General features: G+C 71.3%; 22 protein-coding genes. 4 read left to right on the top strand and 18 right to left on the bottom strand.

Features of this window, described 5'->3' with window-relative positions; translation table 11 throughout:
- Positions 1-39 precede the first annotated feature (39 nt).
- Positions 40-933 carry an LD-carboxypeptidase gene (locus ACIHAD_RS41740; protein ID WP_397360345.1) on the bottom strand — a complete coding sequence of 298 codons (894 nt, stop codon included), beginning with the start codon at positions 931-933 and terminating at the stop codon, positions 40-42.
- 101 nt (positions 934-1,034) lie between these two features.
- Between ACIHAD_RS41740 and ACIHAD_RS41735 the strand changes: the two genes are divergently transcribed.
- The gene (locus ACIHAD_RS41735) at positions 1,035-1,919 is read left to right on the top strand and encodes a sulfotransferase family protein (protein ID WP_397360344.1); all 885 of its coding nucleotides are present in this window, start codon (positions 1,035-1,037) and stop codon (positions 1,917-1,919) included.
- Here ACIHAD_RS41735 and ACIHAD_RS41730 read toward each other — a convergent pair.
- The 5 genes from ACIHAD_RS41730 to ACIHAD_RS41710 all read right to left on the bottom strand — a co-directional run bounded on the left by ACIHAD_RS41730 (position 1,891) and on the right by ACIHAD_RS41710 (position 7,541).
- Positions 1,891-3,780: an ABC transporter ATP-binding protein gene (locus ACIHAD_RS41730; RefSeq protein WP_397360343.1), complete on the bottom strand. Its 1,890-nt coding sequence runs from the start codon at positions 3,778-3,780 to the stop codon at positions 1,891-1,893. The genes ACIHAD_RS41735 and ACIHAD_RS41730 overlap by 29 nt on opposite strands.
- A 125-nt stretch (positions 3,781-3,905) precedes the next feature.
- Positions 3,906-4,733: an enoyl-CoA hydratase/isomerase family protein gene (locus ACIHAD_RS41725; RefSeq protein ID WP_397360342.1), complete on the bottom strand. Its 828-nt coding sequence runs from the start codon at positions 4,731-4,733 to the stop codon at positions 3,906-3,908.
- A 144-nt stretch (positions 4,734-4,877) separates the two neighbouring features.
- Positions 4,878-5,093, bottom strand: coding sequence for a helix-turn-helix domain-containing protein (locus ACIHAD_RS41720; protein ID WP_125642298.1), 216 nt, complete (start codon positions 5,091-5,093; stop codon positions 4,878-4,880).
- Positions 5,094-5,206: 113 nt separating this feature from the next.
- Positions 5,207-6,805 carry an ABC-F family ATP-binding cassette domain-containing protein gene (locus tag ACIHAD_RS41715; protein WP_397360341.1) on the bottom strand — a complete coding sequence of 533 codons (1,599 nt, stop codon included), beginning with the start codon at positions 6,803-6,805 and terminating at the stop codon, positions 5,207-5,209.
- Between the two features lie 157 nt (positions 6,806-6,962).
- The gene (locus tag ACIHAD_RS41710) at positions 6,963-7,541 is read right to left on the bottom strand and encodes a TetR/AcrR family transcriptional regulator (protein WP_397360340.1); all 579 of its coding nucleotides are present in this window, start codon (positions 7,539-7,541) and stop codon (positions 6,963-6,965) included.
- Positions 7,542-7,627: 86 nt separating this feature from the next.
- Here ACIHAD_RS41710 and ACIHAD_RS41705 point away from each other — a divergent pair, with 86 nt between their 5' ends.
- Complete coding sequence (locus ACIHAD_RS41705; RefSeq protein WP_397360339.1) at positions 7,628-8,452, top strand: NAD(P)H-binding protein; 825 nt, start codon at positions 7,628-7,630, stop codon at positions 8,450-8,452.
- Between the two features lie 72 nt (positions 8,453-8,524).
- Here the strand turns inward: ACIHAD_RS41705 and ACIHAD_RS41700 are convergent, their stop codons facing one another.
- Positions 8,525-9,178 (bottom strand): acVLRF1 family peptidyl-tRNA hydrolase, encoded by a 654-nt coding sequence (locus ACIHAD_RS41700; protein WP_397360338.1) that lies wholly within the window; start codon positions 9,176-9,178, stop codon positions 8,525-8,527.
- Between the two features lie 119 nt (positions 9,179-9,297).
- Here ACIHAD_RS41700 and ACIHAD_RS41695 point away from each other — a divergent pair, with 119 nt between their 5' ends.
- Complete coding sequence (locus ACIHAD_RS41695; RefSeq protein WP_397360337.1) at positions 9,298-10,323, top strand: EAL domain-containing protein; 1,026 nt, start codon at positions 9,298-9,300, stop codon at positions 10,321-10,323.
- Positions 10,324-10,330: 7 nt separating this feature from the next.
- On the opposite strand, the gene ACIHAD_RS41690 is transcribed toward ACIHAD_RS41695, so the two are convergent.
- The 6 genes from ACIHAD_RS41690 to ACIHAD_RS41665 form a co-directional block, all read right to left on the bottom strand.
- Positions 10,331-10,936 carry a response regulator transcription factor gene (locus ACIHAD_RS41690; protein WP_397360336.1) on the bottom strand — a complete coding sequence of 202 codons (606 nt, stop codon included), beginning with the start codon at positions 10,934-10,936 and terminating at the stop codon, positions 10,331-10,333.
- A complete protein-coding gene (locus ACIHAD_RS41685) occupies positions 10,933-12,066 on the bottom strand; it encodes a sensor histidine kinase (RefSeq protein WP_397360335.1) in 1,134 nt (377 codons plus the stop codon). The genes ACIHAD_RS41690 and ACIHAD_RS41685 overlap by 4 nt, the downstream gene beginning before the upstream one ends.
- Positions 12,063-12,797, bottom strand: coding sequence for an ABC transporter permease (locus ACIHAD_RS41680; RefSeq protein ID WP_397360334.1), 735 nt, complete (start codon positions 12,795-12,797; stop codon positions 12,063-12,065). The genes ACIHAD_RS41685 and ACIHAD_RS41680 overlap by 4 nt, the downstream gene beginning before the upstream one ends.
- Complete coding sequence (locus tag ACIHAD_RS41675) at positions 12,797-13,681, bottom strand: ABC transporter ATP-binding protein (RefSeq protein ID WP_397360333.1); 885 nt, start codon at positions 13,679-13,681, stop codon at positions 12,797-12,799. The genes ACIHAD_RS41680 and ACIHAD_RS41675 overlap by 1 nt, the downstream gene beginning before the upstream one ends.
- A 70-nt stretch (positions 13,682-13,751) precedes the next feature.
- Positions 13,752-14,597 (bottom strand): ATP phosphoribosyltransferase, encoded by an 846-nt coding sequence (gene hisG, locus ACIHAD_RS41670; protein WP_397360367.1) that lies wholly within the window; start codon positions 14,595-14,597, stop codon positions 13,752-13,754.
- A 58-nt stretch (positions 14,598-14,655) separates the two neighbouring features.
- Positions 14,656-14,919 (bottom strand): phosphoribosyl-ATP diphosphatase, encoded by a 264-nt coding sequence (locus ACIHAD_RS41665; protein ID WP_189652386.1) that lies wholly within the window; start codon positions 14,917-14,919, stop codon positions 14,656-14,658.
- 150 nt (positions 14,920-15,069) lie between these two features.
- On the opposite strand from ACIHAD_RS41665, the gene ACIHAD_RS41660 reads away from it, so the two are divergent.
- Positions 15,070-16,092 (top strand): aminotransferase class V-fold PLP-dependent enzyme, encoded by a 1,023-nt coding sequence (locus ACIHAD_RS41660; RefSeq protein WP_397360332.1) that lies wholly within the window; start codon positions 15,070-15,072, stop codon positions 16,090-16,092.
- 75 nt (positions 16,093-16,167) lie between these two features.
- On the opposite strand, the gene ACIHAD_RS41655 is transcribed toward ACIHAD_RS41660, so the two are convergent.
- From ACIHAD_RS41655 to sufC, 5 genes are all read right to left on the bottom strand, one after another.
- Positions 16,168-18,051 (bottom strand): DEAD/DEAH box helicase, encoded by a 1,884-nt coding sequence (locus ACIHAD_RS41655; protein WP_397360331.1) that lies wholly within the window; start codon positions 18,049-18,051, stop codon positions 16,168-16,170.
- A gap of 306 nt (positions 18,052-18,357) precedes the next feature.
- Positions 18,358-18,717 (bottom strand): metal-sulfur cluster assembly factor, encoded by a 360-nt coding sequence (locus tag ACIHAD_RS41650; protein WP_397360330.1) that lies wholly within the window; start codon positions 18,715-18,717, stop codon positions 18,358-18,360.
- Positions 18,714-19,151 carry a Fe-S cluster assembly sulfur transfer protein SufU gene (sufU, locus tag ACIHAD_RS41645; RefSeq protein ID WP_357705769.1) on the bottom strand — a complete coding sequence of 146 codons (438 nt, stop codon included), beginning with the start codon at positions 19,149-19,151 and terminating at the stop codon, positions 18,714-18,716. Before sufU ends, ACIHAD_RS41650 begins: the two co-directional genes overlap by 4 nt.
- Before the next feature lie 2 nt (positions 19,152-19,153).
- Positions 19,154-20,410 carry a cysteine desulfurase gene (locus ACIHAD_RS41640; RefSeq protein ID WP_397360329.1) on the bottom strand — a complete coding sequence of 419 codons (1,257 nt, stop codon included), beginning with the start codon at positions 20,408-20,410 and terminating at the stop codon, positions 19,154-19,156.
- Complete coding sequence (gene sufC / locus ACIHAD_RS41635; RefSeq protein ID WP_397360328.1) at positions 20,407-21,153, bottom strand: Fe-S cluster assembly ATPase SufC; 747 nt, start codon at positions 21,151-21,153, stop codon at positions 20,407-20,409. Before sufC ends, ACIHAD_RS41640 begins: the two co-directional genes overlap by 4 nt.

The raw sequence follows: 21,153 nt of genomic DNA, 5'->3' as shown, positions 1-21,153 counted from the left end.
ACCGTCCCCTCTGTCGGATTCGTCCCTTTAGGTGTCTTCCTACCTTGCCTGCTCCCCGTCGCGGAACGGACCAGCCAGGGAGCACGATTCGGTATCGATAACCCCAAGCTCCCCCAGCCACACGCTCATCTGTGGTGACCCGTGTCCCACCGGAAGCCCGGCCACCACGGGCACCCCGAGCCCCGCCAGCCGGTCCAGCAGCACCGGGTACGGATCGCCGCAGTCCACCCACGACCCCAGCGCGATCCCCCGCACCCCGTCGAAGGCCCCCGCCTGGAGCAGTTGCGTCAGCATCCGGTCGATCCGGTACGGCTCCTCCCCGATGTCCTCCAGCAGCACCAGCCTGCCGTCGAACGAGGGCTGGTACCGGGTGCCGCACATCGAGGCGAGCAGCGACAGGTTGCCGCCGGTGAGCACGCCCTCGGCCCGTCCGGGCACCAGCACCCGGTCACCGAGCACGGTCGCGCGCTCCCCGGCCAGCGCCGCCCACAGGCTGTCCCACGAGCGCGGCTCGGGGCCCTGCTCGGCGGCGATCGTGTCGCAGGCCGTCATCGGCCCGTGCAACGTGGGCACGCCCAGCTCGATCGCGAAGGCGTTGTGCAGGGCCGTGATGTCGCTCGACCCGACGAGCACCTTCGGCCCGGCCGCGCGCATGGCGTCCCAGTCGAGCAGGTCGAGCAGCCTGGCCGCGCCGTAGCCGCCCCTGCCGCAGAACACCACCGAGACGGCCGGGTCGCACCAGGCGGCCTGGAGGTCGGCGGCGCGGGCGGCGTCCTCGCCGGCCAGATAGTCGAGGCCCTGGCGGTCGAGCGCGTGCGCCCCGGCCACCACCTTCAGGCCGAGGCCCTCCAGCCGCTCGACGCCCCGCCCGAGCAGGGCGGCCGAGGGCGGGCCCGACGGCATGACGATCGCGACGGTGTCACCTTGCTGCATCGATCAACTCCAGGACGCCTGGGAGCGCCGGGGCCCGCGTAAGCACCGAAACGCTGATTGGCTCGTTCACCTGCCAAACGGTGTCACACTTGTGGTCCAGTATGCGACTTCCGCCCCACATCCTCGTGGTCAACGGCATCAAGGTCCGCAGGCCCGTCTTCCTGCTCGGCGCCCCGCACTCAGGCGCGGACCTGCTGGCCCGCGCCCTGAAACGCTCCCCGGGCTTCCACGTCACGACGGGCCGCGCGAACGTCGCGCACGTCGTGTACGCCTTCGCCCGCAAGCCGTCCATCGGCCGCACGTCGGGCGCGGTCCGCGTGCTGCGTGACGCGCTGGCCGAGTCCTGGCAGGTCTCCCCGCGTTCGTGCGGGCAGTGCGCCGAGCCGTGCCGGGAGGCGGGCGGCGTGACCGGCAGCGGCCCGTGCGTGGCGGCGGAGGAGGTGACGCGGTTCGGCGACGGCAGCCCCGACCTGCTCTACAGCGCGCCCGTGCTGCTCCAGGCGTTCCCCGACGCCCGTTTCGTCCAGCTCATCAGGGACGGCAGGGACTCCGTCGCCGGCATGCTCGGCGACCCTGCCTGCCTGGCCTGGTTCAAGCCCGCGATGCTCTCGCAGAGCACCGAGTTCCCCAACGCCTTCCTCGGCGTCAACAAGGACGAGCACCTCGACCGATGGAAGGGCATGCCCGCGGCGGGCAAGGCGGCGCTGCGCTGGCGCAGCGCCGTGCGGCTGAGCGCCGAGCTGCGCCGGGAACTGCCCGAGCGACAACTCCTCACCGTCCGCTACGAGGACCTGGCGCTCAAGCCCGCCGAGACGCTCGCCGCGCTCACCGGCTTCCTGGAGACGCGGGTGTCCAAGATCGCCCTGTACGGCTCCCGCGCCCCCGAGGTCGGCGCCTGGCGCGCCCGGCTGCGGCCGGCCGACCTGGAGCTCGTGGAGAAGGTCGCCCGGCAGGAGCTCACCCGGCTGGGCTACCTCCCGAGCTGAACTGGGTGCGGTAGAGCTCGGCGTAGTGGCCGCCGCGTTCCAGCAGCTCCTCGTGCCGGCCGCGCTCGGCCACGCGCCCGTCGTGCACGACGAGGATCTCGTCGGCCTCCCTGATCGTGGACAGCCGGTGGGCGATGACCAGCGACGTACGGCCCTGCAGAGCCGTCTTGAGCGCGAGCTGCACGGCCGCCTCGGACTCGGAGTCGAGGTGCGCGGTCGCCTCGTCGAGCACGACCACGCGCGGCGCCTTCAGCAGCAGCCTGGCCAGCGCCAGCCGCTGCTTCTCGCCGCCGGACAGCCGGTAGCCGCGGTCGCCGACGACGGTGTCGAGCCCGTCGGGCAGCCCCTCGACGAGGTCGCCGATCTGCGCGGCCCGCAGGGCGTCCCACATCTCCTCGTCGCTCGCGCCGGGACGGGCGTAGCGGAGGTTGGCGCCGATCGTGTCGTGGAAGAGGTGGGCGTCCTGCATGACGACGCCGACGGTGTCGCGCAGCGAGTCGAGGGTGGCCTCGCGCACGTCGAGCCCGTTGATCCGGACGGCCCCCGCGACGACGTCGTACAGGCGGGAGACCAGGGAGGTGATGGTGGTCTTGCCCGCGCCGGAGTGGCCGACCAGGGCGATCATCTGCCCGGGACGCGCGGTGAAGGAGACGCCCTTGAGCACCTCCTGCGACGGCCCCCCGGAGTCCTGCCGGGCCACCGACTCCAGCGAGGCGAGCGAGACCTCCTCGGCCGACGGGTAGCGGAAGCGCACGTCGTCGAACTCGATGGTGACCGGCCCCTCGGGCACCGGCCGCGCGCCGGGCCGCTGGGCGACCATCGGCTTGAGGTCGAGGATCTCGAAGACGCGGTCGAAGCTGACCAGCGCCGTCATCACGTCGACGTGCACGTTCGACAGGGACGTCAGCGGGCCGTACAGGCGCATCAGCAGGGCGGTCAGGGCCACCAGCGTGCCCAGCTCGAAGGCCCCGCCGACGGCGAGCACCCCGCCGATGCCGTAGACCAGCGCCGTGGCCAGGGCGGCGACCAGGCCGAGCGCCACCCGGAACACCGTGCCGTACATGCCGACGGTCACGCCGACGTCGCGGACGCGGGCCGCGCGGCCGGCGAAGGTGGCCGCGTCGTCCTCGGGCCGGCCGTAGAGCTTGGCGACCATGGCGCCGGCCACGTTGAAGCGCTCGGTGGTGACCGAGCTCATCTCGGCGTCGAGTTGCATCTGCTCGCGGGTGAGCGCGGACATGCGCCGGCCGACGTACTTGGCGGGCACGACGAAGATCGGCAGCAGCACCAGCGCGACCAGCGTCACCTGCCACGACAGCGCCAGCATCGCGCCCAGCACCAGCACCAGGCTGACCACGTTGGACACCACGGACGACAGCGTGCTGGTCAGCGCCCGCTGGGCGCCGATCACGTCGCTGTTGAGCCGGCTGACCAGCGCGCCGGTCTGCGCCCGCATGAAGAAGGCCACCGGCATGCGCTGCACATGGTCGAACACCTCGGTGCGCAGGTCGTAGATGAGCCCCTCGCCGATGCGCGCGGAGAACCAGCGCTGCGCCAGCGTCAGCCCGGCGTCGAGGACCGCGAGCGCGGCGATGGCCACGGCCAGGCCGATCACCACGTCGGTGCGCCGGGTCAGGATGCCGTCGTCGATGATCGCCTTCATCAGCAGCGGGTTGGCGACCACGATCACCGCCCCCGCCACCACGAGCAGCAGGAACGCCACGATCTTCCTGGTGTGCGGGCGCGCGTGCCGGCCGATGCGCCGGACCGTGCCCGGCGCGATGCGCTGCTTGGTCACCGAGCCGTCACGGCGCAGCGACGTCCAGACCTGAGGGCCGAAGCCCCCTCCCATCATCGCCATACGGGGGATCCCTCCTCCTCCCCCGGGTTCAGCGTCACGAGGACACCCGGCGATTCCGCAATCCGCTCACGGCGAACCATCACAGCGAACCCTCACGGCGAACCAGAGCCCCCCGACCGGGGGCCCTAACGCGGGCCGAACAGGGCTTTGACGCGCTTGGCCTGTTCCCTGCCCTCGGCCGCGCTCTGCTCCTCCAGGGTGCGCGCCCGCGCCCCCTGGAGGAGGCGCTTCGTCGCCACCGCCGCGTCCCGGTTCGTCGACAGCAGCTCCGCGATCTTGTTCTGTACGGTCCTGTCCAGGTCGCCCCCGGCGACCACCTGCTCCGCGAGGCCGATGCGCATGGCCTCCTCGGCGTACACGTTCCTGGCGGTCAGGCAGATGTCGATCGCCTTGGCCAGTCCGACCAGTTCCACCAGCGGTTTGGTCCCCGTCAGATCCGGGACCAGGCCCAGTGCGGGCTCTTTCATGCAGAAGGTGACGTCGTCGGCCACGATCCGCAGGTCACAGGCGAGCGCGAGCTGGAACCCCGCGCCGATCGCGTGCCCCTGCACGGCGGCGATGGAGACGATCTCCGGGCGGCGCAGCCACAGAAAACCGTCCTGTGCCTGACGTATGCGCTGCTCGAAGGTCTCGCCGTCGGTTGCGGCGGCCGAACTGAACGAGCCCTGTCCGGGCACTCCCTCCGGTGTGAACATCCGCAGGTCGATTCCTGCTGAGAAGGACGGTCCCTCACCTTTCACGACGACGATGCGCACCTGCTCGGGCAGGCTCTCGCCGATGCGAGCCAGCGCCGACCATGTCGCGAACGTCTGTGCGTTGCGCTTTTCCGGCCGGTCCAGCGTGATCGTCGCTATCTCACCGTCCACCTCATGACGAAGCCCGATCTCCGCCGGCCTTTCGGCAGAGACGTCCTCCGCGTTCCCCCCGCGCTGTCGCGCCTGTGCTTCCGCCATCGCTGCTCCCTCTGTCCGGTCGCGCACGGGGTGCGAGACCAAGGCTGACCGTCGCGCCCGAGCTTACAGAATATGATTCTGGCTCGGGCGCGACAGCGGCTGACTAGGGACGGGCGGCTGCGGTCGCACGTTCCGAGGCGGCCGTCAGCGCTTGGACTTGCCTCGAGTCGCCCCGCCGCGCCCGCGCAGAGTCACGCCGGACTCGCTAAGGATGCGGTGGATGAACCCGTAGGACCGACCGGTCGAAGCGGCCAGGGCGCGAATGCTCTCGCCCTGTGCGTAGCGCTTCTTGAGATCGCCGGCCAGTTTTTCCCGGTCGGCCCCGGTGACCCGGGTGCCCTTCTTCAGTGTCTCGGCCACGAGTACCTCCTGTAGTGCCGGACTTCCGCAGCGTTACTCCGCCATGATCAGTCATTTCAGCGGGATCGGCTACCTACTCCACGGGAAAAGATCCGTACCCACTCAAATTAAGATCAGGCAAGTGCCACAAGATCGGAAAATTCGGCGCTCCACGCGTCTTCAGTTCCGTCAGGTAGCAAGATCACCCTATCCGGTGACAAGGCGTCAACGGCACCCTCGTCATGGGTGACGAGGACGATTGCTCCTGAATACGACCTCAGAGCGTTGAGAACCTGCTCTCGGCTGACCGGATCGAGGTTGTTCGTGGGCTCGTCGAGCAGCAGGACATTGGCGCTCGACAGCACCAGGATGGCCAGCGCGAGCCGGGTCTTCTCGCCGCCGGACAGGACACCGGCGGGCTTGTCGACGTCGTCGCCGGAGAACAGGAACGAGCCGAGGACCTTGCGCAACTCGGTGTCGGTGAACTCGCCGCCCGCCGAGCGCATGTTCTCCAGCAGCGTCCGGTCGGGGTCGAGGGTCTCGTGCTCCTGGGCGTAGTAGCCGACCTTCAGGCCGTGGCCGGGCCGCAGGCCGCCGGTGTCGGGAGACTCGATGCCGCCGAGTATGCGCAGCAGCGTGGTCTTGCCGGCGCCGTTGAGGCCGAGGATGACGACCCTGTGACCTCGGTCGATGGCCACGTCGACGTCGGTGAACACCTCCAGGGAGCCGTAGGACTTCGACAGGCCCTCGGCCATGAGCGGCGTGCGGCCGCACGGCTGGGGCTCGGGGAAGCGCAGACGGGCGACCTTGTCGCTCTGACGCTCCTCCTCGGTGCCGGCCAGCAGGCGGTGGGCGCGGCGCATCATGTCCTGGGCCGCCTTGGCCTTGGTGGCCTTGGCGCGCATCTTGTCGGCCTGGGCGAGCAGCGCGCCCGCCTGCTTCTCGGCGTTGGCCCGCTCGCGCTTCCTGCGCTTCTCGTCGGTCTCGCGCTGGGCCAGATAGGACTTCCAGCCGACGTTGTAGTGGTCGATCACCGAACGGTTGGCGTCGAGGTGGAGGACCTTGTTGACCGTGGCTTCAAGAAGGCCGACGTCGTGACTGATGATCACCAAGCCACCTTGATGAGACCGCAAAAAATCACGAAGCCACCCGATTGAGTCCGCATCTAGGTGGTTTGTCGGCTCGTCGAGAAGGAGAGTTTCCGCTCCGCTGAAAAGAATTCGCGCCAATTCCACGCGGCGCCGCTGACCGCCGGAAAGCGTTTGCAACGTCTGGCCGAGGACCCGGTCGGGCAGACCGAGGCTGGAGGCGATGGAGGCGGCCTCGGACTCGGCCGCGTAGCCCCCGAGCACGTGCATCTGGTCCTCGAGCCGGCCGTACCGCTTGACGGCCTTCTCGCGGGTGCGCTCGTCGGCGGAGGACATGCCGACCTCGGCCTCGCGCAGCTTGCGCAGGACCTCGTCGAGGCCGCGCGCGGACAGGATGCGGTCGCGGGCCAGCACCTGAAGGTCGCCCTGGCGGGGGTCCTGGGGCAGGTAGCCGATGCTGCCGGAGGAGGTGACCGCGCCCGCGGCGGGCAGCGCCTCGCCCGCGAGCACCTTGGTCAGCGTGGTCTTGCCCGCGCCGTTGCGGCCGACCAGACCTATCTTGTCGCCGGGGTTGACCCGGAAGGAGGCGTTCTCGATGAGCAGGCGCGCGCCCGCGCGCAGCTCGATGTCATTGGCGATGATCATATTGGCGGACACTCCCGAGCTAGGAAACGAGGATTGGGCGTGCGACCGCCGGTCAATCGGGAGTATGCATACAGATCAGTGTAGGGCCCCCGTGCCAGGCACTACCTCTGCTTATAGGGGCTCCAGGTGCTCTCCGGTACGCCTGTGGCGGGCGTTCTCAGCCGGGCAGCGGGGTCGCGGCGCCGGCGGCCATGCCGTCGAGCACGATGTGCAGGTACCTCTCCGGACGGGCGGCCACCGGGGCGGGCAGCCCGTCCGGGTGGCAGGTGAAGACGTTGAGCAGGCTGACGACGTCCTCCCAGGTCACGTCGGGACGCATGCCGCCCTCGGCCTGGGCCCGGCGTACGAGCCCCTGGAGCAGGCCGAGCCAGCGCTCCTTGCTCTCGGCGAACTCCGCCGTGCCCGCGATCGCCTCCTGCGGCAGGTGGGCCAGGGCGGCGGCCAGGGCGACGCGTCCGGGGGCGGCGGCCCACAGCACGAAGCCGCGCAGCGCGCTCCAGGCGTCCCGCTCGCCGTCCGTGGCGTCCTCCAGGGCCTGCGCCAGCGACTGGACGTAATGCTCGCCGAGCGCGGCGATGAGCGCCTCGCGGTCGGGGAAGCGGCGGTAGAGGGTGCCCACGCCGACGCCCGCGTGGCGCGCTATGAGCTCCATGGGCGCGTTGACGCCGCGCTCGGCCATCACCCGGGCGGCCGCGTCGAGGATCTTGACCAGGTTCCTTCTGGCGTCCGCGCGCACGGGCCGACCTCCTAAGTGGACGAACTGTTTCCGCTTAGTGTACCGTCCGGACAAGCGGACGAAGAGATTCCACTTAGGAGGCCATCATGATCGTGATCACCGGTGCGACCGGTTCCATCGGCCGGGCCCTGGTCGCCCAGCTCGCCGGCCAGGACGTGCTCGCGGTGTCGCGTACGCCCGCCGACCTGGGCGTACGGCACGCCGTCGGCGACTTCACCCGCCCGGAGACGATCGGCGGGCTGCTGTCCCCGGGCGACCGGCTGTTCCTCAACAGCTCGCCGTTCCCCGGGTTCGCCGAGCGGCTCAACGAGGTCATCGACCTGGCCGCCGAGGCGGGCGTGGCGCAGATCGTCGAGGTCTCCGTACGCGACGCCGCCCCCGGGGCCGCGCTCAGCGCCGGACCCCACGGCGAGGTCGACGAGCACCTGCGGGCCTCGGGCGTGCCGCACGCGATCCTCCAGCCGACCGGGTTCATGCAGAACCTCATCGGCGAGGTGCGCGGCGACCGCTTCCACGGCTCGTGGGGCGCCGGCGGGATGAACTACATCGACGCCGGGGACATCGCCGCGGTGGCCGCCGCGCTGCTGACCCGGCCGGTGGGCGCGTCGGGGTCCTACCTGCTGACCGGGCCCGAGTCGCCCACCCACGAGGAGATCGCCGCGACGATGACCGCCGTGCTCGGGCGTCCCGTCTCCTACGTGGACCTGCCGGTGCCCGAGATGGCCGCGCGCCTGGCCGGGCAAGGGATCCCGGAGCCGTTCGCCACCGAGCTGGCCACCACGCAGGCCACGTTGAGCCGGACCGGCTGGGCGGAGATCACCACGACCGTCGAGGAGGTCACCGGCCGGCCGCCCCGGACCCTGGCCGACTTCCTCGCCGACCACGCCGACGCCTTCCTCCCGACCCCCTGACCGTTCTCCCTGGCCGCTCCCCCTGCCCTTTCCCCCCGACCGTGCCTCCGGCCCTCCGACCGCGCCCCCGACTCAGGACGGGTCGACCACGCGGATCCGCACGGCCCGGAACTGGGCGGGCGTCTCGCGCAGGACCGCGAGCCTCGGGTCGGGCACCGCCAGGAACGGCTCGCTCTCCAGCGCGAACACCGGCGCCAGCCGCCGGTCGCCGCGCAGCGCGTCGACCGCCCGCCGGTCGCCGCCCAGCACCACCGCCTCCAGCTCCCCCAGCCGCGGCACGAGCACCCGCACGGCCGTCTCGGCCGCGCTGTCGAACGCCTGGGCCGCCTGCTTCTGCCGCCTCCTGGCGAAGCGCTGCTGCGACCACCCGCCGGCCGCCGTCCGCCCCTGCACCAGCCGGGAGCCGACCTTGGAGTCCACCAGCTCGGTGCCGTGGAACACCCCTGCCGCGTAACCGCCGAGCCGGACCAGCAGGACGCCCACCCGCCGCGCGGCCTGCGCGTGCGCGGCCAGCCTGGTCACGTGCGGCGGGCCGGGGGTCATGGGCGGGAACGGCACGTGCAGCTCGGCCAGCGCGCCGTCGGCGGCGGTCAGGCGGACCACGCGGTCGTCGCCGGCGGCCTCGAAGGGCCCGTGGCGGCCGGCGAACCCGTCGATCCAGGGGTGCACACGCTCGGGCGGCACCGTGACCCACCGGCCGCCGCCTCTCGCCGGACGCGTGCTCATGCGGGAAGGGTAACCGAACGACATTCCCGTCACGAGAAGGGGGGAACTATAGCGGAAATGTCGGTGAATTTCGTTTCGGGGGACTTCTGCCGTACCCGTGCCGGCCGGATCATCTGAACGTGTCCTCCCTGCTCACCAGCCCCATGGTGGATCTTGACACCGGGGCCGTCATCGCCCAGCCCGCGGTCGTCGACCCGACGGGCGTTCTCCGGGCGGCCCCGCTGCCCATGGTGCTGGAACTGCCCCTGCACGTGGTGCTCGCGGGCGCCGGGGCGCTGGCCCCCCTCCACGAGGCCCTCCGGCGGGCGGGCAGGCACCCGCGGGAGGCGATCCTGATGCTCACTGGAGCGTGCCAGGAGCCGGACCGGCGGCTGCTGAAGGTCGGCCTCGACGGGCTGCGGACGATCGGCTACCTGCTGGGCTTCGCCGACGTCGGCGCGGGCGGCCCGGCGCTGGACGTCGTCACCGACTCCGCGCCGTACCTGCTGGCGCTGGACGAAGAGCTGGTGACCAGGTTGCCCGGCGACCACCGGGCGGCGGCGGTGGCGCGCGCGGTGGTGACGCTGGCCCGCGGGATCGGCGCGCACGTGCTGGCCCCGGGAGTCGAACGCGAGGGGCAGGTGGCGGTGGCCCGCGGCATGGGCGTGCGCCTGGCCCACGGCCCGCTGCTGGCCCCCGGCCCGGACGGCAAGATCCGGGTGCCGCTGCCCGTGGCCGACGAGTCGCCGGACACGCTGATGCTCGGGCCGCGCGTGCAGGAACTGCTGCTCCCGGCGGTGACGCTGCCGGCCGGAGCCAGGGCGGATGAGGCCGTGGCGGCGTTCGGGCACGAGCCCACGATCACCAGCGTGATCCTGGTGGACGAGTACCAGCGCCCCAAGGGCAGCCTCGACCGCTCCCGCTTCCTGCTGTCGTTCGCCGCCCGTTACGGGCACGCCCTGCACGGCTCCAAGCCCGCCCAGCGCCTGGCCGACCCGCCCCGCACGGTCCCGAGGACGACCCCGGCCATCGCCGCCATGCAGGCGGCCGGCCGGGACGCGGCCCGCGTCTACGACGACCTGGTGGTGACCGACGAGCTCAACCGCTGCCTGGGCATCGTCCGGGTGGCGGACCTGATCCGGCAGATCGCCGCGATGCGGACGTGAGCCCCGGCTATACCCAGCCCTGCGCCCTGGCCCGCCGCACGGCCTCGATGCGGTTGCGCGCGTGCGTCTTCTGGATGGCCGAGGACAGGTAGTTGCGCACGGTGCCCTCCGACAGGTGCAGGCGCAGGGCGATGTCCCCGATCGTGGAGCCGTCGGCGGCGGCGGCCAGCACGTCGCGTTCGCGCGCCGACAGCGGGTTCGGCCCCGCGCTCAGCGCAGCCGCGGCCAGCCCCGGGTCGATGACCCGCTCCCCCGCCTGCACCCGGCGGATGGCCGCCGCCAGATCCTTGGCCGGGCTGTCCTTGACCAGGAACGCCACCGCCCCGGCCTCCATCGCGGTACGCAGGTAGCCGGGCCGCCCGAACGTGGTCAGGATCATCACCCGGCAGCCCGGCACCCGGCCGGCGATCTCGGCGGCGGCGGTGAGCCCGTCCTTGCCGGGCATCTCGATGTCCAGCAGCGCGATGTCGGGAGTGACGGCGAGCGCGACGGCGACGGCCTCGTTCCCGTCGGCGGCCTCGCCGACGACCTCGATGTCGGGTTCCAGGCCGAGCAGCGAGGCCAGCGCGCCGCGGATCATGCCCTGGTCCTCGGCCAGCATCACCCGGATCACGCGGCCGTCCCCACCTTGGCCGGGACGAGCACCCGCAGCCGGAACCCGCCCTTGGGCGCGCTGCCGGCCTCCATGGTGCCGCCCGCGCCCGTCACCCGTTCGCGCAGGCCGCTGAGCCCGCTGCCGTTACCCTGTGGCTCGCCGCCGCGTCCGTCGTCCATGATCTCCAGGGTGGCGCTTTCGCCGTCGTACGTCACCTGGATCTCGCAACGGGCGGCCCGCGCGTGCCGCACGACGTTGGTGACGCCCTCGCGCACCCCCCAGCCGAACAGCCCGTCGAGCAGGTCGGGCAGCGGCGTGCCGGACACCCGCACCTCGGCCCGCACGCCCGCCGCCCGCAGCACCGACCGCGCACCGTCGAGCTCCTCCGACAGGCTGCGCTGCCGGTAGCCGGTGACCGCCTCGCGCACCTCCACCAGCGCCTGCCTGGCGACGGACTCGATGTCGGCGATCTCCTGCCGCACCTGCGGCGACTCCTCGGCCAGCCGCCCGGCCAGCTCGCTCTTGAGCACGATCAGCGACAGGCTGTGGCCGAGCAGGTCGTGCAGGTCGCGGGCGATGCGCAGGCGTTCCTCGGTGGCCGCCAGCCTGGCCACCTCGCCCTGCGCCTCGTGCAGCCTCATCGTCAGCAACCGGCTGTTGCGGATGCTGATGAACAACACCCCCAGCGTGACGACCTGAAGCCCGAGGACGACGACGCCGGCGAACTCGTCGCCGGTCAGCAGCCCGGCCGCGACGACCACCGCCAGGTTCAGGCCCACCCCGGCCAGCGCCCAGGCGGGCGGCAGGATGAACCCGTAGAGCACGACCGTGTAGACCGGCAGGGTCAGCCAGGCGCCGCCGAAGGCGAACGCGCTGACCACCGCGATCATCGCGGTCACCGCGAGCAGGGGGAAGGTGGCGCGCGAGCGCTCGTGGAAGCTCTTCGCGCTGACCACCGTGCCGGCGAAGCAGCCGACGAAGGCGACCAGCGCGAGGGCTCCCCAGATCGCGCGGGCGCCCGTGACGCCGCCCGCGACGATCTCCGCGATCGGGAAGACGAGGTAGACCATGCCGACGGACATGCCGAGCAGCCGCCGCCTGGGCGAGGCCCGCCCGTCCCCGAAGTGCAGCTTGTCGGCGAAACTCATGCCCGAACGGTAGCCCGGCGGTAGAGGTAGGCGGCAGCCCCGCCCAGGACGACCGCCCATCCGGCCACGACCAGCACGTCCGTCATCTCCACGCCCTTGCCGGCGACGATGCTCCAGCCGAGGCTGGCGTAGTGGTAGGACGGCATGACGTCGGCCACGGTCCGCATGGTGTCGCCGAACACCTCCGGCGGGAACCACAGGCCGCCCGCGATCGCCAGGACGAACATGCAGATCATCGAGGCCGGCTGCGCGGCGTCGGCCGTCAGCAGCGACCCGATCGCCAGGCCCAGCGCGATGAACGGGATGGTCCCCAGCCACATGGCCAGCATCAGCGGCACCCACTGGCCGACCGGCATCGACACACCCTGCTGGACGACCCCGACGACGGCCACCAGCAGCAGCGAGGGCAGCACGAGCAGCATGGCGGTGCCGAGCTTGGTGGCGATGATCATCCAGTTCGGCAGCGGGGTGATCTGGAGCTGGCGCAGCCAGCCGGACTGGCGCTCGGTCGCCCACGGCACCGCCGAGCTCATCATCGACGAGGCCAGCGCCCCGTACGCGGCCATGGAGACCATCAGCACGACGCTGTAGCGCACGCCGGCGCCGTCGGTCTGCTTGCCGTAGATGTTGGCGTTGATCAGGTACAGCACTACCGGGAAGACCACGACGAAGATGATGTAGCGCCGGTTGCGCAGCATGCGCATGGCCTCGGTCTTGGCGTAGAACAGCATCAGGACTCCCTGGTGAGCGCGAGGAAGGCGTCTTCGAGGTCGGCGCCGGTGAGCTGGATGCCGCGGATGTCGAGCTCGGTGCCCCGGTACAGGGCGGCCACGGTCGCGTCGGGGTCGGAGGTGTGCAGCGTGGCGGTGCCGGCGGCGACCTCGACGGCGGTGACGCCGGGCAGCCGGTCGAGCCCGGCCGCGGGCTGGTCGCCCAGGGTGAAGCGGACGACCTGCCCGCCCACGCCCGCCTTGATCTCGGCGGCGGTGCCGTCGGCGGCCAGCCGGCCGCGGGCGATGACGATCACCCGGTCGGAGTGCTCGTCGGCCTCCTCCAGGTAGTGGGTGGCGAACAGCACGGTCCTGCCGCCGGCGGCGTAGTCGTGCATGCTGGCCCAGAAGCGCAGCCTGGACTCCACGTCCATGGCCGCGGTCGGCTCGTCGAGCAGCAGGATCTTCGGCGCGCCCGCGATGGCCAGGGCGAACCTGACGCGCTGCGTCTGGCCGCCGGACAGCTTGTTCGCGCGCCGCTTGACCAGGTCCGTCAGGTCGGCCAGCTTGAGGATCTCCTCCAGCGGCAGCGGGTCGGGGTAGAGCCTGCGGACCAGGTCGATGAGCTCCTTGACCGACAGCTCGGGAATGAGGGCGCCGTTCTGGAGCATCGCGCCCAGCTCGCCGGCCCGCACCGCGTGCTCGGGCGTGCGGCCGTGGATGGTGATCGTGCCGCTGCTGGGACGCAGCAGGCCGAGCAGCATGTTGATCGAGGTGGACTTGCCCGCTCCGTTGGGGCCGAGCAGGGCCACGGTCTTGCCCGGCTCGATGGCGAGCGAGAGGTCGTCGACGGCAAGCACGTCCCCGTAGCGCTTGCTGACCTGGTCGAACACGATGGCGTTCATGTCAGCAAACGCTACGGGCGCGGCTTTTCCCCCGTTAGTGTGATCCTTCCGGGGTTGGCCGTGACATTTGTCAGAGGCGGCAGGCGTAGATGTCGGTGACCAGGATGGCCCGCGCGCCGATGTCCCAGAGCTGGTCCATCACCTGCTGGTGGCCCTTGCGCCGGACCATGGCCCGGACGGCGACCCAGCCCTCGCGGTGCAGCGGTGAGACCGTGGGCCCCTCCATGCCGGGCGTGAGGGCGATGGCCTCCTCGATGCGCTCGGCGCGGATGTCGTAGTCCATCATGACGAAGTCGCGGGCGTGCACGACGCCCTGGAGGCGGCGGACGAGCTGGCCCATGCCCGGCGTCTCCGGCGCGCTCTGCCGCTTGATCAGCACGCCCTCGGAGCGCATGATCGGGTCGCCGAACACCTCCAGGCCGACGTTGCGCAGCGTGGTGCCGGTCTCCACGACGTCGGCGACCGCGTCGGCCACGCCGAGCCGGATCGCGGTCTCGACGGCGCCGTCGAGCTTGATCACGCGGGCGTCGACGCCCTGGTCGGACAGGTACTTGTCGAGCAGCCCCGCGTAGGAGGTGGCGATGCGCTGCCCGTCGAGGTCTTTGACCGACGACATCGTGCCCGCCTTGGCGGCCAGCCGGAAGGTGGAGCCGCCGAAGCCGAGCGGCATGATCTCCTCGACCGGCGCGCCCGAGTCGATCAACATGTCGCGGCCGGTGATGCCGAGGTCGAGGGTGCCCTCCCCGACGTAGACGGCGATGTCGCGGGGGCGCAGGAAGAACAGCTCGCAGCCGTTGTCCTCGTCGACGACGACGAGTTCCTTGCTGTCCCTGCGGGACCGGTAGCCGGCCTCCTTGAGCATGTGCTGGGCGGCTTCGCTGAGCGCGCCCTTGTTCGGTACGGCCAGACGCAGCATGTTCGGGTCTTCTTCCTCACTCATGGTCGACGGGACTCCGGGGCGGGCGCGGGGCGCCCTAGAGATGCTTGTACACCTCGTCGAGCCCGATGCCCTTGGCGATCATGAGCACCTGCACGTGGTAGAGGAGCTGGGAGATCTCCTCCGCCGCCCTGTCGTTCGACTCGTGCTCGGCGGCCATCCAGCTCTCGGCGGCCTCCTCGACGACCTTCTTGCCGATGGCATGCACGCCGGCGTCGAGCGCGGCCACGGTGCCCGAGCCCGCGGGCCTGGTACGCGCCTTGTCTGACAGCTCGGCGAACAGCTCTTCGAAGGTCTTCATGGTCTCTCTCGTCGGTCGGTTGGCGTGCCTGACAAGCCTAGTCTGCGCACGGCGATGACGCCGCCCGGAGTCCGCCACGCGAGACGGCCTCTTCCTGCCCGCCGTACGGGGGCCGCTTGGTCCGCGGAGGGCCGTTCTAGGCTGGTGGTCATGGACATCGCGACCGTGGGCAAGCTCTGGGACGCCGATCCCGGCTGGCTGAACACCCCTTCGTACGGCCTTCCGCCGCGTCCGGCCTTCGAGGAGCTGCAGGCGGTGCTGACCGAGTGGCGGCACGGCAGCGGCGACTGGGCGCCCTGGGACGCCTCCGTCGGCCGGGCCCGCACGGCCTTCGCCCACCTGGTCGACGCCGACGCCGCCGACGTGACGATCGGCTCGACGGTGTCGCAGATCATGTCCACGGTGGCGACCGCGCTGCCGCCGGGGGCCCGGGTGCTGGTGCCGGAGATCGAGTTCACCAGCAACCTGTTCCCGTGGGCGGTGGCGGCCGAGGTCGAGACCGTGCCGGCCGACCGCCTGGCCGACGCCGTCACGAGCCGGATCGACGCCGTCGCCTTCAGCCTCGTGCAGTCGGCCACCGGGTACGTCACGCCGCTGCACGACGTCGTCGCCGCCGCCCGCGCCCATGACGCGCTGGTCATCGCCGACGGCTCCCAGGCGTGCGGATGGCTGCCGGTGTCGGTGGCCGACGGGATCGACGTGCTGGCGTGCGCGGCCTACAAGTGGCTCATGGCGCCGCGCGGGGCCGCGTTCGGCTACCTGTCTCCCCGGGTGCGCTCCCGGATGCGCCCGCTGGCGGCCAACTGGTACGCCGGCGAGGATCCGGGCGGCTCCTACTACGGGCCTCCGCTGCGGCTGGCCACCGACGCCCGCGCCTTCGACCTGTCACCGGCCTGGTTCTGCTACGTGGGCGCGGCGCCCGCGCTCGAACTGCTCAACGAGATCGGCGTTCAACGGGTCCACGAGCACGATGTCGCGCTGGCCAACCGCTTCCGGGCCGGGCTCGGGCTGGAACCGTCGGACTCGGCGATCGTGTCGGTGGAGGCGCCGGGCGAGCGGCTGGCGGCGGCCGGGATCCGCGCCGCCGTACGGGCCGGCCGTGTCCGCGCGGGTTTCCACGTCTACAACACCCCCGACGACGTGGACCGCGCCCTGGACGTCCTGACCTCGTGACACCCCCGGGAACGACGAAGCCCGCCGCCCCTCCCCTGCGGGAGGCGCGACGGGCAGTCGGTCGTTCAGCCGGGGTCAGCGCTCGAAGCGGCGGCCGCCGTTGTTGCTGCGGAACCCGCTGTTGCCGCGCTCCTCGGAACGGTAGCCGCCGGGGCGGTAGCCGTCGCGGGGGGCGCGCTCGTCGGAGCGGGCGGGCCGGTCACGGTCGCCCGAGAACGGGCGGCCACGGTCGGCGCCGAGGCGGCCACGGTCGTCGGACCGGAAAGCGCCGCCGCCGCCGCGCTGGCCGTCGCGGAACCCGCCACCACGCGGCCCCTCGGACCGGTAGCCGCGGTCGTCCTGACGGAACGGCCGGTCGTCGGAGCGGAACCCACCACGGTCGTCCTGACGGGCGGGACGGTCGTCGGAGGAACGGAACCCACCACGGTCGTCCTGACGGGCGGGACGGTCGTCGGAGGAGCGGAAGCCGCCACGCGGCCGGTCACCGCGCGGCCGGTCGCCGCCGAACGTGCGCGGCTCGGCGGAGCGCTGCCCGCCGCCGAACGGCCGCTCGCCCTCGGCGTGCCGGCGCGGACGACGGTCCTCGCCACCGGCGAAGGAGCCCTCCTCGTGCCGGCGCGGACGGCGCTCGCCGTCGAACTCGCGGCGCGGACGACGCCCGCCCCGGCGCTCGGCGCCGCCGTGACCGCCCTCACGGCGCGGGCGCAGCGGCTTGCGCACGTCGGGCTCCCACACGGGGATGGCCTCGCCGCTCGGGATCCTGGCCCCGGCCACCTCGGCCAGCCGGGGGTGCCCCGGGGTGGCCTTGAGCCGGAACGGGTGGATCCCGGCGCGCCTGGTCAGCGCGTCGGTCGAGCGGCGCTCGTTGGGCAGCACCAGGGTGACGACGGTGCCCTTCTCGCCCGCGCGGGCGGTACGGCCACCGCGGTGCAGGTAGCTCTTGTGGTCCTGCGGCGGGTCGACGTGCAGCACCAGGCTGATGTTGTCGACGTGGATGCCGCGGGCCGCGACGTCGGTGCAGACCAGCACGTTGATCGAGCCCTCGCGGAACTCGGCCAGGATGCGGGTGCGCTGGTTCTGGCGCTTGCCGCCGTGCAGGCCGCCGGACTTGATGCCGACCCGGGCGAGCTGCTTGCACAGCCGGTCGACGCCGTGCTGGGTGCGGACGAAGATGATCGTACGGCCCTCGCGGTTGGCGATCTCGGCCGTGACGTCGAACTTGTCGTCACGCGTGACCTGCAACACGTGGTGCTCCATGGTGTCGACCGGAGAGGTCGCCGGGGCCACGGAGTGGGTGATCGGGTCCTTGAGGAAGCGGCGCACCAGCTTGTCGACGTCGCCGTCGAGGGTGGCCGAGAACAGCAGTCGCTGCCCGTCGGTCGGGGTCTGGGCCAGCAGCTCGGTGACGACCGGGAAGAAGCCGAGGTCGCACATGTGGTCGGCCTCGTCGAGGACGGAGACATCGACCTGCGACAGCGAGCACTCGCCCTGCCGGATCAGGTCGCCCAGGCGGCCCGGGGTGGCGATCACGATGTCGACGCCGCGGCGCAGCGCCTCGATCTGCTTGCCCATGGACATGCCGCCCACGATGACCTTCATCCGCAACCCGAGACCGCGTCCGAGCGGTTCGAGCGCGTCGTGCACCTGAAGCGCGAGCTCACGGGTGGGCACAAGGATCATCGCGCGCGGGTGCCCGGCGGCGGGCCGCACCCCCGCGATGCGCGCCATGGTCGGCAAACCGAAGGCCAGGGTCTTGCCCGAGCCGGTCTGGCCGCGGCCAAGGACGTCATGGCCGGCCAGCACGTCGGGGATCGTCGCACTCTGGATGGGGAACGGGCTGTCGATGCCCTGCTTGGCCAGACCGCTGATGAGCGGCTTGGGAAGGCCGAGCAGTTCGAACTCCGACGGGCCCGCCTCGGGGGCGGTCTCGTCGAACGCGGGCATGACAGCGTCAAGCATGGTCACGAAATTCGTGCCTTTCAGTCGAAGTGGCGCGTCACTTCTGCGAAAGGACGAGCCGGGACATACGGCCTGATGCCGTACACGTTGCAGTACGCCCGCCATCGTGGCGGGACTTCCCAGGGGGGATACACCGGGGCACCGGCCGCAGGCGGCGCGATGACGCGAGATGAGGCGTCTGGTGTATACCTGGTGCCAACGCCGGGGATGTTATCGGATATTCCCAGGCTGGGTACGGGCCTTCCGAAACCCCTCGTTGGCACGCTGAAACGGCTGACGCCGAAGGTCAGCCGTGACAGCTAAAGATCAGACGTTGAAGCCTAGCATACGGAGCTGCTCACGCCCCTCGTCGGTGATTTTGTCCGGGCCCCACGGCGGCAGCCAGACCCAGTTGATCTTCACGTCGGAGACCATGCCCTCAAGGGCCGAGTGGGCCTGATCCTCGATGACGTCGGTCAGCGGGCAGGCCGCGCTGGTCAGCGTCATGTCGATGGTGGCCACCGGCTGACCGGTCTCGGACGGGTCGAGGTTGAGCCCGTAGATCAGCCCCAGGTCCACGACGTTGATGCCGAGCTCGGGGTCGACGACGTCCTTGAGCGCCTCCATGACCTCCTCGACGGTGGTGTCACCGTCGAAACCGGTCGGAGTCTCCACAGGCTTGCTCATCGGGCACTCCTCACAACAGCGTCCTTGTAGGCCATCCACGACAGCAGCGCGCACTTGACGCGCGCCGGGAACTTGGCCACGCCCGCGAACGCCACCGCGTCCCCGAGCACCTCCTCGTCGGCCTCGACCTGCCCCCGGCCCTGCATGAGCCGGGTGAACTCGTCGACCACCGACAGCGACTCCTCGACCGTCGAGCCGGTGGTCAGCTCGTGCAGCACGGAGGCGGCCGCCTGGCTGATCGAGCAGCCCTGGCCGTCGTAGGAGACGTCTTCGATCTTACCGGCGTCGCCCACCCTGACCCGCAGCGTGATCTCGTCGCCGCACGTCGGGTTCACGTGGTGAACCTCGGCGTCGTACGGCTCGCGCAGCCCCCGCCCCTGCGGGTGCTTGTAGTGTTCCAGGATCAGCTCCTGGTACATCGACTCGCCGATCATGGCTATGCGAACACCTTCTGAACGTGGTGGAGGCCGCGCACCAGGGCGTCGATCTCGCCCGTGGTGTTGTACAGGTAGAACGACGCCCGGGTGGTCGCCGGTATTCCGAACCGCAGGTGCAGCGGGCGCGCGCAATGGTGCCCGACGCGTACGGCGACCCCGAACTGGTCGTCCAGGATCTGCCCCACGTCGTGGGGGTGTATGCCTTCCAGCGTGAACGACAGTGTGCTGCCGCGCTGGTCGAGCGAGTCGGGCCCGATGAGGCGCAGGGACGGCACCTCGCGCAGGGCGTCGAGGGCGTAGGCCGTCAGCGAGCGCTCGTGCGCCTCGATGGCGTCCATGCCGACCGCGGTGAGGTAGTCGACCGCCGCGCCCAGGCCGATGGCCTCGACGATGGGCGGCGTGCCCGCCTCGAACTTGTGCGGGATCGGCGCGTAGGTCGAGCGGTCCATCCAGACCGCCTCGATCATCTCGCCGCCGCCCAGGAACGGGGGCATGGCCTCCAGCAGCTCGGTACGGCCCCACAACACGCCGATGCCCGAGGGGCCGACCATCTTGTGACCGGTGAAGGCCACGAAGTCGGCGCCCAGCGCGGCCATGTCCACCGGGTGGTGCGGCACGGACTGCGAGGCGTCGAGCATGATCAGCGCGCCGACCTCGTGCGCCCGCGCGGCCACCGCGGTGACCGGGTTGACCGTGCCGAGCACGTTCGACTGGTGGGCGATCGAGACGATCTTCGTCCGCTCGGTGACGACGGCCGGGTCGAAGTCGAGCCGCCCGTCGTCGGTGACGCCGAACCACTTCAGCGTCGCGCCGGTGCGCTGCGCGAGCATCTGCCACGGCACGATGTTGGAGTGGTGCTCCATCTCGGAGATGACGATCTCGTCGCCGGGGCCGAGGGTGAAGCGGGGGTCGGTGTTGGCGGGGTTGCCGAAGGAGTAGGCCACGAGGTTGAGGGCCTCGGAGGCGTTCTTGGTGAAGATCACCTCATCGCGCGAGCCCGCCCCGACGAACGCCGCCACCTTGTCGCGCGCGCCCTCGTACGCCTCGGTCGACTCCGCGCCGAGCACGTGCATGGCCCGCCCGACGTTGCTGTAGTGCAGCGCCAGGTGGTCGCGCATGGTGTCGATGACCTGGTTGGGCTTCTGCGAGGAGTTGCCCGAGTCGAGGTAGACGAGCGGTCGCCCGTCGGGCAGCTCGCGGGAGAAGACCGGGAAGTCCTTCCTGATCTTCTCCACGTCCAAGCTGGTGGAAGTCATGCAGACGCCTTCGTGTACTGCTCGTAGCCCTCGGCCTCAAGCTTGTCGGCCAGCTCCGGCCCACCCTCCTCGACGATCCGGCCGCCGGCGAAGACGTGCACGAAGTCGGGCTTCACGTACCGCAGGATGCGGGTGTAGTGGGTGATCAGCAGCACGCCGGTCTCGCCCGAGGAGCGGAAGCGGTTGATGCCCTCGGAGACCACGCGCAGCGCGTCGACGTCGAGGCCGGAGTCGGTCTCGTCGAGCACGGCGATCTTCGGCTTGAGCAGTTCGAGCTGGAGGATCTCGTGGCGCTTCTTCTCGCCGCCGGAGAAGCCCTCGTTGAGGTTGCGCTGGGCGAAGGCGGCGTCGATGGACAGCGCGTCCATGCCGGCCTTGAGGTCCTTGGCGAACTCGCGCAGCTTGGGCGCCTCGCCGCGGACCGAGGTGACGGCCGAGCGCAGGAAGTTCGACACCGACACGCCGGGGACCTCGACCGGGTACTGCATGGCGAGGAACAGGCCGGCGCGGGCGCGCTCGTCGACCGACAGCTCCAGCAGGTCGACACCGTCGAGCAGCACCTGGCCGCCGGTGATCGTGTACTTGGGGTGACCGGCGATCGCGTAGGCGAGCGTGGACTTGCCCGAGCCGTTGGGGCCCATGATGGCGTGCGTCTCGCCGGACTTCACCGTCAGGTTGACGCCGCGCAGGATTTCTTTGTCCTCGACGGCGACCTTGAGGTCACGGATCTCTAGGGTGGACAT

The organism is Nonomuraea sp. NPDC052265, from assembly GCF_044547985.1.
GTDB lineage: Bacteria > Actinomycetota > Actinomycetes > Streptosporangiales > Streptosporangiaceae > Nonomuraea.
This window is presented reverse-complemented; position numbering and strand designations above follow the sequence as displayed.

What these genes read in the sequence shown, in the direction of transcription:
- ACIHAD_RS41665 (WP_189652386.1), bottom strand. Translation starts at nt 14,919, where the DNA reads ATGAAGACCTTCGAAGAGCTGTTCGCCGAGCTGTCAGACAAGGCGCGT.
- ACIHAD_RS41705 (WP_397360339.1), top strand. Translation starts at nt 7,628, where the DNA reads ATGATCGTGATCACCGGTGCGACCGGTTCCATCGGCCGGGCCCTGGTC.
- sufC (WP_397360328.1), bottom strand. Translation starts at nt 21,153, where the DNA reads ATGTCCACCCTAGAGATCCGTGACCTCAAGGTCGCCGTCGAGGACAAA.
- ACIHAD_RS41660 (WP_397360332.1), top strand. Translation starts at nt 15,070, where the DNA reads ATGGACATCGCGACCGTGGGCAAGCTCTGGGACGCCGATCCCGGCTGG.
- ACIHAD_RS41725 (WP_397360342.1), bottom strand. Translation starts at nt 4,733, where the DNA reads ATGGCGGAAGCACAGGCGCGACAGCGCGGGGGGAACGCGGAGGACGTC.
- ACIHAD_RS41655 (WP_397360331.1), bottom strand. Translation starts at nt 18,051, where the DNA reads ATGCTTGACGCTGTCATGCCCGCGTTCGACGAGACCGCCCCCGAGGCG.
- ACIHAD_RS41685 (WP_397360335.1), bottom strand. Translation starts at nt 12,066, where the DNA reads ATGAGTTTCGCCGACAAGCTGCACTTCGGGGACGGGCGGGCCTCGCCC.
- ACIHAD_RS41680 (WP_397360334.1), bottom strand. Translation starts at nt 12,797, where the DNA reads ATGCTGTTCTACGCCAAGACCGAGGCCATGCGCATGCTGCGCAACCGG.
- sufU (WP_357705769.1), bottom strand. Translation starts at nt 19,151, where the DNA reads ATGATCGGCGAGTCGATGTACCAGGAGCTGATCCTGGAACACTACAAG.
- ACIHAD_RS41735 (WP_397360344.1), top strand. Translation starts at nt 1,035, where the DNA reads ATGCGACTTCCGCCCCACATCCTCGTGGTCAACGGCATCAAGGTCCGC.
- ACIHAD_RS41715 (WP_397360341.1), bottom strand. Translation starts at nt 6,805, where the DNA reads ATGATCATCGCCAATGACATCGAGCTGCGCGCGGGCGCGCGCCTGCTC.
- ACIHAD_RS41675 (WP_397360333.1), bottom strand. Translation starts at nt 13,681, where the DNA reads ATGAACGCCATCGTGTTCGACCAGGTCAGCAAGCGCTACGGGGACGTG.
- ACIHAD_RS41650 (WP_397360330.1), bottom strand. Translation starts at nt 18,717, where the DNA reads ATGAGCAAGCCTGTGGAGACTCCGACCGGTTTCGACGGTGACACCACC.
- ACIHAD_RS41730 (WP_397360343.1), bottom strand. Translation starts at nt 3,780, where the DNA reads ATGGCGATGATGGGAGGGGGCTTCGGCCCTCAGGTCTGGACGTCGCTG.
- ACIHAD_RS41740 (WP_397360345.1), bottom strand. Translation starts at nt 933, where the DNA reads ATGCAGCAAGGTGACACCGTCGCGATCGTCATGCCGTCGGGCCCGCCC.
- ACIHAD_RS41700 (WP_397360338.1), bottom strand. Translation starts at nt 9,178, where the DNA reads ATGAGCACGCGTCCGGCGAGAGGCGGCGGCCGGTGGGTCACGGTGCCG.
- hisG (WP_397360367.1), bottom strand. Translation starts at nt 14,597, where the DNA reads ATGCTGCGTCTGGCCGTACCGAACAAGGGCGCGCTCAGCGAAGCCGCC.
- ACIHAD_RS41640 (WP_397360329.1), bottom strand. Translation starts at nt 20,410, where the DNA reads ATGACTTCCACCAGCTTGGACGTGGAGAAGATCAGGAAGGACTTCCCG.